The organism is Olivibacter sp. SA151 (genome assembly GCF_054130995.1).
This window is the reverse complement of record NZ_CP096391.1, coordinates 1,451,469-1,465,193: the sequence shown is the minus strand read 5'-3', so window position 1 is coordinate 1,465,193 and position 13,725 is coordinate 1,451,469. Positions and strand designations below refer to the sequence as shown.

At 40.1% G+C, this 13,725-nt stretch carries 10 protein-coding genes; 4 read left to right on the top strand and 6 right to left on the bottom strand.

Features of this window, described 5'->3' with window-relative positions; translation table 11 throughout:
- Positions 1–7 precede the first annotated feature (7 nt).
- Positions 8–1,588 carry a M28 family peptidase gene (locus tag M1D52_RS05670; protein WP_437394384.1) on the top strand — a complete coding sequence of 527 codons (1,581 nt, stop codon included), beginning with the start codon at positions 8–10 and terminating at the stop codon, positions 1,586–1,588.
- A 42-nt stretch (positions 1,589–1,630) separates the two neighbouring features.
- Positions 1,631–3,019, top strand: a complete 1,389-nt coding sequence (locus tag M1D52_RS05665) for a LutB/LldF family L-lactate oxidation iron-sulfur protein (RefSeq protein ID WP_013663345.1) — start codon at positions 1,631–1,633, stop codon at positions 3,017–3,019.
- A 17-nt stretch (positions 3,020–3,036) separates the two neighbouring features.
- On the opposite strand, the gene M1D52_RS05660 is transcribed toward M1D52_RS05665, so the two are convergent.
- From M1D52_RS05660 to M1D52_RS05640, 5 genes are all read right to left on the bottom strand, one after another.
- Positions 3,037–3,837 (bottom strand): DUF4198 domain-containing protein, encoded by an 801-nt coding sequence (locus M1D52_RS05660; protein WP_437394385.1) that lies wholly within the window; start codon positions 3,835–3,837, stop codon positions 3,037–3,039.
- Positions 3,838–4,009: 172 nt separating this feature from the next.
- Positions 4,010–5,803 (bottom strand): acyl-CoA dehydrogenase family protein, encoded by a 1,794-nt coding sequence (locus M1D52_RS05655; protein ID WP_437394386.1) that lies wholly within the window; start codon positions 5,801–5,803, stop codon positions 4,010–4,012.
- Positions 5,804–5,865: 62 nt separating this feature from the next.
- Positions 5,866–7,038 carry an acetyl-CoA C-acyltransferase gene (locus M1D52_RS05650; protein ID WP_013663348.1) on the bottom strand — a complete coding sequence of 391 codons (1,173 nt, stop codon included), beginning with the start codon at positions 7,036–7,038 and terminating at the stop codon, positions 5,866–5,868.
- A 22-nt stretch (positions 7,039–7,060) separates the two neighbouring features.
- Positions 7,061–9,490, bottom strand: a complete 2,430-nt coding sequence (locus M1D52_RS05645) for a 3-hydroxyacyl-CoA dehydrogenase/enoyl-CoA hydratase family protein (RefSeq protein WP_013663349.1) — start codon at positions 9,488–9,490, stop codon at positions 7,061–7,063.
- Positions 9,491–9,550: 60 nt separating this feature from the next.
- The gene (locus tag M1D52_RS05640; RefSeq protein WP_437394388.1) at positions 9,551–9,988 is read right to left on the bottom strand and encodes a MarR family winged helix-turn-helix transcriptional regulator; all 438 of its coding nucleotides are present in this window, start codon (positions 9,986–9,988) and stop codon (positions 9,551–9,553) included.
- Positions 9,989–10,243: 255 nt separating this feature from the next.
- Between M1D52_RS05640 and M1D52_RS05635 the strand changes: the two genes are divergently transcribed.
- Positions 10,244–11,110 carry a cupin-like domain-containing protein gene (locus M1D52_RS05635; RefSeq protein WP_013663352.1) on the top strand — a complete coding sequence of 289 codons (867 nt, stop codon included), beginning with the start codon at positions 10,244–10,246 and terminating at the stop codon, positions 11,108–11,110.
- A 27-nt stretch (positions 11,111–11,137) separates the two neighbouring features.
- Here M1D52_RS05635 and M1D52_RS05630 read toward each other — a convergent pair whose 3' ends face one another.
- Complete coding sequence (locus tag M1D52_RS05630; protein ID WP_437394389.1) at positions 11,138–12,931, bottom strand: AMP-dependent synthetase/ligase; 1,794 nt, start codon at positions 12,929–12,931, stop codon at positions 11,138–11,140.
- 268 nt (positions 12,932–13,199) lie between these two features.
- Here M1D52_RS05630 and M1D52_RS05625 point away from each other — a divergent pair, with 268 nt between their 5' ends.
- The gene (locus M1D52_RS05625) at positions 13,200–13,694 is read left to right on the top strand and encodes a hypothetical protein (RefSeq protein WP_013663354.1); all 495 of its coding nucleotides are present in this window, start codon (positions 13,200–13,202) and stop codon (positions 13,692–13,694) included.
- Positions 13,695–13,725 lie beyond the last annotated feature (31 nt).

Below are 13,725 nucleotides of genomic sequence, written 5' to 3'. Positions count from 1 at the left end.
TTCGCCTATGTCGATTAAAGGGATAGTCACTACAATACTTTTTTTCGTTCTTACCGGATGTTACGCACAACGCAGCGTACCTTCCACCTATGCCGAGCTCATCGACCCTACATCTGCGAGAAAACACTTAACAATTATCGCATCAGATGAGTTTGAGGGAAGGGAAACGGGAAAAGTAGGAGCAGACAAAGCTGCGAATTACATTGCGCAGCAATTTGAACTATTAGGTTTAACGGCACCCGTTAACAGTAGCTATTACCAACCCGTGGAACTAGCTACGAAAGCTTTTTCGGTTGATACCTTTGAAGTAGGTGAACATACCTTTCGGCATGAGAAGGATTTTCTGATTATTGGCAAAAGATCGAAACAGGAAATAAAAACTGACCGGCTGATTTTTATTGGTTATGGTATTAGCGACAAGCATTACGACGATTTAGCTAAAATCGATATTACTGATAAGGTAGTTCTGTTACTTAATGAGGATGAACCGAGGGATAAGATGGGGAAATCACTTATAACGGGGCAAACGAAAGGCTCTATTTGGTCGACCAGTAATAGCAAGCGAATGCAGCATATAATCAGTAAGAAGCCAAAATTGATTTTAGCTATATCAAAAAATGCAGACACCTTAATACAGCAAATCAGTAAGAAAAAATATGCAGAAAAGATTCAATTAAAAGAAGATTTGACACAGGAAAATCTAAGCACGGATCATTCCCCCACAGTCGTTTATATTTCTCCACAAACGGCTAATTTAATATTATCATCCCATGGATACAATCTTGAAAAATTGAAGCAGGAGATTACCGAAAGTGGAAAACCAAGAAGTCGGGTGCTTAAAAGTACCTTAAAATTATCCTTCGGGCAAAAAATCATTGATGTCAAAGCGCAAAACGTTTTGGGCTATTTGGAGGGCACCGACTTAAAGGACGAACTTTTAGTGATAACAGCTCACTATGATCACATTGGGGTTAACCCAAATGGTGAAATAAACAATGGAGCGGACGATGATGGCTCGGGGGTTACGGCTGTACTTGAGATTGCAAAGGCATTCGCACGAGCGAAGGAGAATGGTCATTCACCAAGAAGAAGTATCTTATTTATGATGGTTACAGGCGAGGAAAAAGGTCTATTAGGATCCGACTATTATACGAGGCACCCGGTATTTCCATTAAATAAAACCATCGCCAATCTTAATATAGATATGATTGGTAGAATTGATCCGTCGCATTTCGCTAAAGCGGATTACGTTTATTTGGTAGGTTCGGATAAATTGAGTTCAGAACTTCATCACATTAGTGAAGCGGCGAATAAAACATATACCAAATTGGATTTAGATTATCGATATAACGATCCTAACGATCCCGAAAAGATATATTATCGTTCGGATCATTACAATTTTGCAAAAAACGACATCCCTGTTATTTTTTACTTTAATGGCGTCCATGAGGATTATCATGATATTGGAGATACAGTGGATAAAATTGATTTCCCACTGCTCTGCAAACGAGCAAAGCTTGTCTTTTATACAGCATGGGATTTAGTCACGAGAGATACAAAACCCATTGTCGATTCACATAAAAAATAACAATCGGGTATTTACGTTATTAAAGTAAAAACACGCGGCCCTATGTCTACAAAAACTGCATCAAATTTCATATTAGCGAGCGAGAGCAAAGCCTTTGATCTACAACATCGAAGGGTTATCAGCTTTAATATTGACCGATATGATACGGCAGTCAGTAATGGGCTTAAGCGATGGAATAATCTAGAAAATGCAAAACGCAAAGCGCACAGCCTGAAGTGGCGGGTAATGGAAAATTTGGATAAGCTTTTACCTGAGTTTGAAGCGAATTTCCAAAAAAATGGCGGAAAAGTCATTTGGGCCAATGATATACAAGAAGCGCAGCAGGAAATACTAACGATACTGAAAAGAATACAGGCAAAGAAGGTAGTGAAGTCAAAATCAATGGTAACCGAGGAGATTGAACTGAATGCCTTCTTGGAAAGCAATCAAATCGAATCAGTTGAAACTGATTTAGGAGAGTATATTGTTCAGCTACTTGGTCAAAAGCCCTATCATATTGTCACTCCAGCTATGCATCTCAGCTTGCCCGATATAGCGAAGCTATTCCACGAAAAATTCGGCACACCCGAAAATGCAAGTGCAGAACAACTTACCTTGAAAGCACGGGAGTTATTAAGAGATGAATATCTGTCTGCCGATGTTGGAATTACAGGCGCAAATTTTCTCCTTGTAGATACAGGTAGCATCGCCATTACCGAGAATGAAGGGAATGCACGATTAAGCACGAGCTTTCCAAAAATACACATAGCCGTTGTTGGTATAGAAAAACTGATTCCGTCTATCAGCGATTTGGATTTATACTGGCCTCTTTTGGGGAATCACGGTACTGGCCAAAACCTCACCGTTTATAACACCATTTTAAGTGGCCCGAAGCGAGAAAACGAGTCTGACGGGCCTGATGAGATGTATGTTATTTTACTCGATAATGGTCGGACAGATTTATTAGCACAGAAAGATCAAAGACAGGGACTTTATTGTATCCGCTGTGGAGCCTGTCTGAATGCATGCCCAATTTATAAAAATGTTGGGGGCCATACTTACGGCACAACCTACAGCGGCCCTATAGGATCAATTATTACGCCCCATATGAAGGGGATGCAAGAGTTCAAGCATTTAAGTTATGCCAGTAGCTTGTGCGGCAAGTGTTCAGAAGTATGTCCCGTTAAAATTGATATTCATAAAATGCTTTTACTAAATCGGCGGGACTCCGTTAAGGAAGGACTAAACCCTCAAGTTGAAAACTGGGGATGGAAGGCTTTCGTGAAGATTGCAACCAAAAGGAAATGGCTAGACTTTTGGGGTGGCAAATGGAAAAATTTCTTTCTAAGCAGGTTTTTTGCAAAAGCTTGGGGAACCAAAAGAACATTACCCTCTATTGCCCCTGAATCCTTTAGCAAGCAATGGAAAGAACAGCAAAAGGACAAGATCTGATACGGATACACCGATTATCATTGAAACCGAAAGGAAAAGGAGCTTTGATAATAGTTGTAATTAATGTCCTTTTCCTGACTTGGATTAGCGTACACTGTTTGTAGAAGCCACAACCCGGATCGATTAAGTTTGAAGTATATTTTACCCTCTGCATTGGAACGATATTTTGCCGCATGCACTTGCCCATTGCCTGATTTCGTGTAAATAGTGGTACTCGTTCCTTCCAATGGTTTGCCATCCAATAAGATTACGGCAGTTATATCATCTCCATATTGTAATTTATAGGGATTTTGTTCAAGTATAATTTCCAGCTGTTTGCATTCCTTTGCTTTATAAAGATTTCCATTTGACTTGTCAGTGATTGTAAGAGCCTTCGCAGTAAAAAAAGTATTTGCAGTATATTCAGTGGTAAACCCCGATGAGTCAATAACCGAAGCCAAATCAGTCAAATTTTCAGTTTTTGCGAAATCTTCTACTACTAGTTGGTCATAAGTAACTGCTCCGCCTTTAAACTCAATTGTCAATAGACTTTGTCCCCCATTTTGTTGAACAGCCGCATATTTTAGAAAGTCTTTATTCAATGGAATAGTGTCGGCCACCTTCTTTCCTCCTTGGGTATAATTTGCATAAATTAGATTTTTAACCGCTTCCGGCGCTATTTCTGAAGATTCTAAGCCTCGTCCTTGATATATGGTATAAGTTACACTATCTCCTGATGAAGCGACATACTTATCGGCAATCAGGGAATAATCTTGCGCGTTGGCTTGAAAAATCGATAAAACAAGAAAAGAAGAGATGACTAGGAAACTTTTGATCATATTATACATTGGACTATCCTCAACGTTAAGTAAGTCCAAACCTAACATAAAATTTTTACTTCAAAAAGCCTTAGAACTAATTTTAACACTTTTCCAACATTAATGACCTTGATCAATACCTCATGGCAAAACTTCGATTTTGCCATGAGGTTTGACTTCGCTAATAATTTATCTAAAAACAATATCCGTTGGCATCAATAAGCAGCTTGGCCACTCGTTGCCTCGCCTCTTTAACATTAAATGGCTCTAGCTTTGTAAATCTTCGTAAGCCTGCCAACATCATTTTTAACTCATCGCCTTCTGCAAAAGAATTCAGTGCTTCTTTACCAGCCAAGTACACTTTGTCAACTGCATTGTATAAAAAGATCCGTGCCATGTCTATCTGTCCCGTCACTTCTTGCTCATTTTTGAAGTGTACTAATTTTTCTGCCCTTAATAAAGTAGATTCAGCAAGATAAACGGTGCCGATAATATCGGCGATATTCATTAAGATCTCCTGTTCCTTTTGTAGCGTCATCATTAACTTCTGAACGGCAGCACCGGCAACTAATAGGCCCGCTTTCTTCAGATTCGCAATAACTCTTTTTTCGTAAGCAAGCAAAACATCCTCAGGTTCTGAAAAGTCAGGTATAGCCATTAATTCTCCTACCACCTCTTGTGCCGGCCCCATGAGATCAAGTTCACCTTTGAGCGCTCGCTTTAGTAACATATCAACAATGAGTAAACGGTTTACTTCGTTAGTTCCTTCGAATATTCTATTAATTCTCGAATCGCGATAAGATCTCTCCATTGGAGCGTCAGCTGAATAACCCATTCCACCATAAATTTGCACGCCTTCATCAACGATATAGTCGAGCATTTCTGAACCCCAAACCTTAAGGATTGCGCATTCGATAGCAAATTGTTCGGTCGACTTTAGTTTGGCTTTGGCGGGTTCCATACCGTCGGAAACAAGCGCTTCATAGGCATCATCAATATTCTGCCCGGCACGGTAAGCGGCACTTTCCACTGCGAAATTTCGAGTTGCCATCTCCGCAAGTTTATACCGAATTGCACCGAATTTCGCAATTGGCAATTTAAACTGCACCCGTTCATTTGCATAGTTAATTGCTTGGGAGATAACCTTACGTGAAGAGCCGATAGCTGCTGCACCAAGTTTAATTCGCCCAATATTTAGAATATTGACCGCTATTTTAAATCCGTTTTCGCGTTCTGATAGCAGATTTTCTTTTGGGACAGGGCAATCATTAAAAAACACCTGTCTTGTTGAAGAACCTTTAATTCCCAGTTTATGTTCTTCGGGATTCATCGTAATACCCCCAAAGGCCCGCTCTACAATAAACGCCGAAAGATTCTTATCATCATCAATCTTAGCAAATACGATAAATATATCGGCAAAACCACCGTTTGTAATCCACATCTTTTGACCGTTGATTAGGTAGTGCGTTCCCTCATCATTTAATTTAGCGGTCGTGCGACCGCTATTAGCATCCGACCCTGCATTAGGCTCCGTTAAGCAATAAGCTGCTTTATACGCTCCTGTGGCTAGTTTTGGAATGTACTTTTGCTTTTGCTCGGTATTCCCGTAATAAAGGATAGGTAAAGTTCCTATACCGGTATGAGCAGAAAGTGCTACTGCAAAACTATGTCCGGCACCCACTGCATCTGTAACAAGCATAGACGTGTTGAAGTTCTTTCCAAAGCCCCCATATTCTTCCGGTATAGAAACACCTAACAAACCAAGTTCTCCTGCCTTATCAAGCAAGGTTTGCATTAGGCCTTCTTCTTGATTATCGATTCTTTCTAAATTTGGAGTAACCTCCGTCTGAAGAAAATCTTGGCAGGTTTTCTTGATCATCAGCTGTTCCTCATCAAACTCCTCAGGAATAAAAACGTCTTCGTAACGGGTCTCTTTAATAACGAATTCGCCACCTTTTATTGCTCTCTTTTTATCCACGGTTTCCATAATCTGTATTTTTAGTAATTGTTAGGCAATGGTCTTAAGTTCCACAACATAAAGCATAAACACTAAAGCATTTCGAAGATTCCTGCAGCCCCTTGCCCTGTTCCGACACACATCGTCACCATTCCGTATTTTTGCCTCCTTCTTTTTAGTTCGTTAAAAATTTGTACGCTTAATTTAGCTCCTGTACAACCTAATGGGTGTCCCAAAGCAACAGCTCCGCCATTTACATTAACTAAATCAGGATTTAAATTTAACTCGCGAATAACGGCCAGCGATTGGGAAGCAAAGGCCTCATTTAATTCAATAAGACTAAGATCATCCAAATTTAGTCCCGCTTGTTTCAGCGCTTTTGGTATAGCAAATATGGGACCTATTCCCATAATACGTGGTGGAACACCGGCTACGGCATAACTAACTAATCTGGCAATCGGTTGACAATTTAATTGCTTTAGCTTTCTCTCTGATACAACCAATACAAACGCTGCACCATCTGACGTCTGGCTCGAGTTACCAGCTGTTACAAGTCCGTCCGCCGCAAAAACAGGCTTCAGTTTAGCCAGCGCTTCAAGGCTTGTATCAGCCCGGGGTCCTTCATCTGTATCCACTATATATTCTCTCGTACCGATCTTATTATCGCGAACAAAGTTTTCCATTACCGTAAAAGGCATAATTTCCTCTTTAAACAAACCCTTTGTAATCGCTGAAATTGCCTTTTGATGCGAATGATAAGAAAACGAATCCATATCTTCCCTGTTCACCTTATATTCTTTAGCGACCGCTTCGGCCGTCAAGCCCATATTCCAATACCAGTCGGGGTGTGTCTTTGCTACATCTGCATTTGGAACCACTTTCCACCCCCCCATAGGCATACCCGACATCACTTCAACACCGCCGGCAACAATTACATCTGCCATTCCTGCTTTTATTTTAGCCACAGCAGTTGCTATTGTCTCCAAACCTGATGCACAATATCTATTGACCGTAACGCCGGGAACCTTATCAGTATCGAGTGCCATCAAAGAAATGAGCCTTGCCATATTTAACCCTTGCTCTGCTTCAGGCGTAGCGTTTCCAACAATGACATCATCTATTTCTTCTTTATTAAGGTTAGGAACAGAATTGACCAGGTGTCTTATGACCGCCGCAGCCATATCATCAGCACGTGTAAATCGGAAAGCGCCTTTTGGAGCCTTTCCTACAGCCGTTCTGTAACCCGCTATTATATATGCTTCCATATCTTCACTATTTTAAGATAACTTAGTTTCTGAGTGCTTTACCTTTCGTTAACATGTGCTGTATTCGTTCCAGTGTTTTCCTTTCCGCTGTCAGCTCCAAAAAGGCCTTTCTTTCAAGATCCAACAAGTATTGCTCGGAAACTTCCGTAGGTGCCGAGAGGTCTCCCCCACACAATACCCAGCCAAGCTTCTCTGATATTTTCTGATCATGTTCGCTAATATAATTTCCTGATTTCATTGAGTTTGCTCCAACGTACACGATGCCTAATCCCTGCTTTCCCAATACTTTAATATTGTTTCTCGGAATAGGCGCAGTATAGCCGGCTTCAGCCAGACCTAAAGCCTTTGCCTTTGCATCCGCAAGCAATCGGCTACGATTCATCGTAATGGCAAATTTACCTTGTTGGAGATAACCTAGTTCGTATGCCTCTATTCCGGAAGTACTTACTTTTGCTTGGCCGATGGTTAAAAAACGTTCCTTTAGCACATTTTGACTAATTTGATCTGCTTTATACTCATCTGAAGCCCTTAAGGCAAATTCTTTCGAGCCACCACCACCCGGTATCACCCCAACCCCAAATTCAACGAGTCCCATATAAGTTTCCGCATGGAGCTGCACGAAATCAGCATGCATAGCAAATTCACACCCTCCTCCCAAGGTCAGATTAAATGGAGCAACTACGACGGGTATATTCGAGTAACGCAAGCGCATGGCCGTATTCTGAAATAACTTAACGGCCATATTTAACTCATCGTAATCCTGCTCTACGGCCATCATAAAAATCATCCCGATATTGGCTCCGGCAGAGAAGTTGGCTCCGTCGTTCCCGATAACCAAGCCCTTATATTCTTTTTCGGCCATATCAATTGCTTTGTTAATGCCTTGAATCACATCTCCACCGATCGTATTCATCTTCGTATGGATCTCTGCATTAAGTATCCCGTCACCTAGGTCGATGATTGATACGCCACTATTTTTCCATAAGGTCTTCGTTTTTCGGAGATCGTCTAAGTTGATAAAATCAGCTATACCAGGGATTTCTTTATAGTCTTTGCTCTGAATATCATAAAATAATCTTTTCCCGTTTTCGACCTTATAAAAGCTTTTATGCTCGGATTGCAACATTTCCAATACCCACGATGCGACTTCGCCCGTTTGCCCTGGAATCCGCTTTTCTTCTTGCTTTATTTTTTCTAATGTTTCCTCAACACCTAGCGCATCCCATACTTGAAAGGGTCCTAATTCCCAACCAAAGCCCGCGCGCATCGCATCGTCAATTCGATAAAGCTCATCACTTATCTCCGGAATACGTTTAGATACATATTCAAACAGTGGATAATGCATGGCGCGAAATAATTCCGCTGCTTTATCATTTCCCTGTTCATAAACTTTCATTCGTTTCGCCAGGTCATCAATCTTTTTGGTTTCCTCTAATGTTACCGATTTTATCTTTTCCTGCTTTCGATAAGACATGGTGCCCAAATCAAGCACCAAGATTTCACTATTTCCCTTCTCATCTTTTACTTTCTTATAAAAGCCTTGTTTAGTTTTTTCACCCAGCCACTTTCTTTCAGCCATGTTGTCAATATAGCTTGGCAAAACGAAAATATCCCGCGCTTCATCTTCAGGAACATTGTCGTATAGGCCTTTTGCAACATTCACCATCGTATCCAACCCGACAACATCCGAGGTCCTAAAAGTGGCAGATTTGGGGTGTCCCATAGCAGGACCTGTATATTTATCTACTTCTTCTAGGGTGAGATCTAGCTTCTTAACCAAATGTGTGACGGCCAACATTGAGTATACACCAATCCTATTTCCAATAAATGCGGGAGTGTCTTTGCACAACACAGTTGTTTTGCCTAGAAATTTATCTCCATAATGCATTAAAAACTCGATAATCGCAGGGTCCGTTTCGCGTGATGGGATGATTTCCAACAACCTCAGATAACGAGGTGGGTTAAAAAAATGAGTACCACAAAAGTGTTTTTTGAAATCTTCACTTCGTCCCTCAATCATTAGATGCATAGGAATACCAGAGGTATTACTACTAACAAGCGTCCCTGGTTTTCGATATTGTTCTATCTGCGTGAAAATCTGTCGCTTAATGTCCAAACGCTCTACAACCACCTCTATAATCCAATCGACATGCGCTATATCAGCCATATTATCTGTAAAGTTACCTGTTGTGATACGCTGAACATATTGCTTGCTATATATAGGCGATGGGTTTGTCTTTAATGCGGTTTCTAATGATTGACTAACGATACGGTTTCTAACCTGTCGGCTTTCCAAAGTTAGACCTTTGGCCTGTTCGTCAGGGGAAAGCTCCGTCGGAGCGATATCCAATAATAAAACAGAAACACCTATATTGGCGAAATGACAGGCAATACGAGACCCCATTACCCCTGAACCCAATACGGCTACCTTCTTTATACTTTTATTGATCATAACTAAGAGGCTTTTGATAAAACATAGTGACAATAGCTTTTTTCAAGCTTTTTATTCAGCTTACTCTTCTTTCGGAACATATTTAACAGCCAATTCATTTAATCGTTTCAATGTATCTATAAGTTTTTGTCGCTCACTATCTTTAATTAAGCTGTCTAGGTAACTATTAAATTCCCTTACAATATTTTTTGCAATCTCTCGCCTTTTCTGTCCTTCCTCCGTTAAAAAAACACGTACCGAACGCTTATCCTGTGCGTCGGCTCTTCTATAAATTAGCCCTTGTTGTTCCATTCCGCTTAACATACGCGATAAACTTGTTGATTTAACACCTAATAATCCGGCTATTTGCGTAACGGGTGTCCCGTCTTTTCTGATATTGATCAAAACATATCCTGTTGCCTGTGTAATGCCGTGTTTCGATGCTAATTGATTGTATTTACTAGCAATTGACTGCCAGGTAATCTTTAAGTAATAATCAATGGTATTCTCTTGGCTCATTTTTTATTATGCTTGCATAGCAAATCTAATCTATAATTCCATAAGAAACAAGAACTTTATAAAGTTTTCAGTTAATTGAGGATTTTCGAAGCAATTTGGCTTCACACTGTCTTTATCATTCAATTCTAAGATCATATCGTCTCTTAAGAGCGATTTTGGCATTTCTCTTGTATATAATTTATCTAAATAAAAAGCATACTACATATGCAAAAGAATTTATAAGTTTGCAGTTACACGTGTCATAACCTATAAAAAGTGCAACTAAAGAAGACAGATAGGCGATCAGGGTTGAGCTCAAAAGAGTTCCTTGACCAATATTTTAACAAAGGGGTTCCGGTTATCTTGGAAGATTTCGTCAGTAAAGATAGTCCTGCATTCAGTAAATGGAACTACGACTACTTCAAGGAGATTGCAGGCGATCATGTTATTGAACTATATGGCAAAGAGGACACTTCAAACGATCGGGCGAAAAGTGCTCCGGTGACGAAGATGAAATTCTCCGAATATCTGGATTTGATCGAACGTGAACCAACGGACCTGCGTATATTTTTGTTTAATTTGATAAAACTAAAACCTGAACTAAATAATGATATAATATACAATGATTTAACGGGTGGCAAGGTTCTTAAATGGCTTCCCTTTTTATTTTTCGGCGGAGAAGGCTCGAGCACACGGAATCATTTTGATATCGATATGTCACATGTGTTCATTACACAATACAAAGGTATCAAGCGAATCTGGCTTTTTCCTTTGGACCAGTCGGATTTGATGTACAAACTTCCTTATAATTTTCATAGTATTGCCAACTTAAAAAATCCCGACTACGCTAAATACCCAGCGCTTAAATACTTAAACGGCTATGAAGCGGAAATCCATCCTGGTGAAACCTTGTTGATGCCTTCCGGCTATTGGCACTACATACAGTATGTGACAGAAGGCTATTCCATCAGTGTTCGGGCGTTGCCTTCAAAAAGAATGGACAAGTGGCGCGGTTTCAGAAATCTGGTGATCACACGTCATTTCGACAATACGATGCGGAAAATCTTCAAGGACAGGTGGTATCAGTACAAGATCGCTATAGCGACTTCACGGGCAAACAGAGCGATTAAAAAGATTAAATAGAGGATTATAATTTCCTCTATTTCGCTGCTATGGATGTTGTTCCCTTGGTTTCTGATCATGTTCATCGCTATAAATATGATCAATCAGTTCTTTGGTTCGCTCTAATATCACTTTTCGTTTCAGGCTTAATTTCGGTGTCAGCTCACCACCATCAATCGTCCATTCATTTGGTAGCAGAACAAATTTCTTAACCTGTTCCCAATGCCCAAAACTTTCATTAGTTTTATCAAGAACATGTTGATATTTTTCTATAACCTTGGGATCTTTTATCAGATCTTCCTTCGTACTTCCGGAAATTCCATTTTTGCCTGCCCACTTTTTTAACTCCTCAAACGCAGGAACGATGAGCGCGGCAGGAAAACGTTTTCCTTCTCCAATCACCATAATTTGTGCAATCAATGTCGATTCCATAAATTTATTCTCTATTATCTGAGGAGCGACATACTTACCACCTGCCGTTTTAAACATTTCCTTTTTACGATCTGTTATTCGCAAAAAGCCCTCTGTTGTCAACTCACCAATGTCGCCGGTTTTAAAGTACCCATCTTCATCGAAGGCCTCTCGTGTAGCCTCATCATTTTTATAATAGCCCTTCGTCACATTTGGCCCTTTACACAGAATCTCTCCATCACTAGCTATTTTTACCTTCACTGATTTTAACAAAGGACCTACAGTTCCAAACCCCAATCCATTTCTCTCAAAATTATTTACTGCTATAACCGGTGAAGTTTCCGTTAAACCGTAACCTTCCAACACTGGGATACCTGCGGCCCAAAATACTCGTGCCAAACGCTCTTGTAAAGCAGCACCTCCACTGATAATGCCCACAATATTACCTCCAAGAGCCATCTGCCACTTTTTGAAGATAAGCTTTCTAGCTATTGCCAACTTAATCTTGTAGAAAAGCGAATTCTTACGGGGTTCCTTAAATTTCAAGCCCAAATCTAAAGCCCAGAAGAACAACGCATGTTTAATCCCGGTAAGTGCCTTTCCTTTATCCACAATCTTGTCGTAAACCTTTTCCAATACCCGGGGCACTGTTGTAAAGCCATTCGGCTTCACGTCATTGATGTCGGCAACAATGGTATCCATATTTTCCGCATAATAAACACTTATCCCTTTATAAAAGTATAGGTAAACGACCATCCTCTCAAAGATATGGCATAGAGGCAAAAAGCTAATGGCTGTCTTATAATTCTCTGGAAGCAAATGGGCACAATCGGTGAAATTACTTACCAAATTTTTGTGTGATAAAAACACGCCTTTAGGACTACCGGTAGTTCCCGAGGTATAAATGAGCGTCAATAAATCATCTTCATGAATATCATTTCGGTAAACGTCGAGATCAACGGTGGTGAGCGATGCCCCAATCTCTTCAATTTCCTTCCAATATTTCTCCCCCTCTACTTTGTCAAAAGTATATAATGGAATATCCAGATTGTGTAAGGTAAGTGCAGTCTTCAATTTTTTAGCTAAATCCGAGGTGCCTACAAAGGCCATTTTCACTTCTGCGTTTTCGGTAATATAATTTAGGTCGTGATCCGATAAGGTTGGGTACAACGGAACTACCGCAGCACCTATTTGGTTGATCGCAAAGTCGGTAAAGTTCCATTCCGGTCGGTTAGCTGACATAATGGCAAGCTTATCTCCTTTTTTTATGCCTAAATTGAGCAAGCCTTTACTAAGGTTATCAACAATCTGAAGAAAATGATCGGTTTCATAACGCATCCATTTTCCTCCCTCCTTCCCCGCCACAACCGTTTTTTGTCCAAAGGAAGACTTATAATTAGATAACAAATCAAAAACGCGCGAAAGTGCCATAAGTTTATGTATTAATTTATGAATCGGTTTATTCAGCGTCCATTAAAGATAGCAAAATTTATCGGCTCTGTATCATTTTAAGCTAAGAAAAAATTGAAGCAGAACAAGTAAAACGGCAAATATATGCTATGTATACATAATAAAAAGACATTTACATTTTGTCTCTTGAACAATAAAATCAATCAAAAATTGTTTTTGTAACAAGTTAGCGTAACTTTGGCGCTTAAAACTGACGACTTACTGTTAACATTTATTTAAGATTAATTCTATGAAAAAATTGCTTTTTATTGCATGGGGTGTGGTTTCTCTTTTGTTCATATCCGTTAAATCACAAGCGCAAGCCACAGACGGTTACGAATATAAAAGTGCAATCGGAGGTCGCTTTGGTGTCGCCAATGGAGTGACTTTTAAAACTTTTCTACAAGGCCAAAATGCATTGGATGTGATTCTGAACTTCCGCTCCAATAGTAAATCATCCACCTTCAAGCTGGTAGGTTTATACGAAATCCATAATGACTTTGAAGGTGCTCCCGGTCTACGGTGGTATTATGGTGCCGGTGCAGGTATCGGAACTTATAAAAATAAAGAGACAGATAATAGCGGCGCTGCTTTCAGTATTGACGGCGTCCTAGGCTTAGATTATAAAATTGATGGCGCGCCGATTAACCTTTCTTTGGATTGGAAACCGGAAATGCGTTTTGCTCCCGACAATACCGGTTTAGACTTTGCCGGTTTCGGCCTTTCCATTCGCTTCGCTTTTTAAACAATCGAAAAAGAGGGAAGCAATCGTCCTT

Coding starts and splice junctions, on each gene's coding strand:
- M1D52_RS05625 (WP_013663354.1), top strand. CDS start 13,200: ATGAAAAAATTGCTTTTTATTGCATGGGGTGTGGTTTCTCTTTTGTTC.
- M1D52_RS05645 (WP_013663349.1), bottom strand. CDS start 9,490: ATGATCAATAAAAGTATAAAGAAGGTAGCCGTATTGGGTTCAGGGGTA.
- M1D52_RS05640 (WP_437394388.1), bottom strand. CDS start 9,988: ATGAGCCAAGAGAATACCATTGATTATTACTTAAAGATTACCTGGCAG.
- M1D52_RS05670 (WP_437394384.1), top strand. CDS start 8: ATGTCGATTAAAGGGATAGTCACTACAATACTTTTTTTCGTTCTTACC.
- M1D52_RS05650 (WP_013663348.1), bottom strand. CDS start 7,038: ATGGAAGCATATATAATAGCGGGTTACAGAACGGCTGTAGGAAAGGCT.
- M1D52_RS05665 (WP_013663345.1), top strand. CDS start 1,631: ATGTCTACAAAAACTGCATCAAATTTCATATTAGCGAGCGAGAGCAAA.
- M1D52_RS05660 (WP_437394385.1), bottom strand. CDS start 3,837: ATGATCAAAAGTTTCCTAGTCATCTCTTCTTTTCTTGTTTTATCGATT.
- M1D52_RS05655 (WP_437394386.1), bottom strand. CDS start 5,803: ATGGAAACCGTGGATAAAAAGAGAGCAATAAAAGGTGGCGAATTCGTT.
- M1D52_RS05630 (WP_437394389.1), bottom strand. CDS start 12,931: ATGGCACTTTCGCGCGTTTTTGATTTGTTATCTAATTATAAGTCTTCC.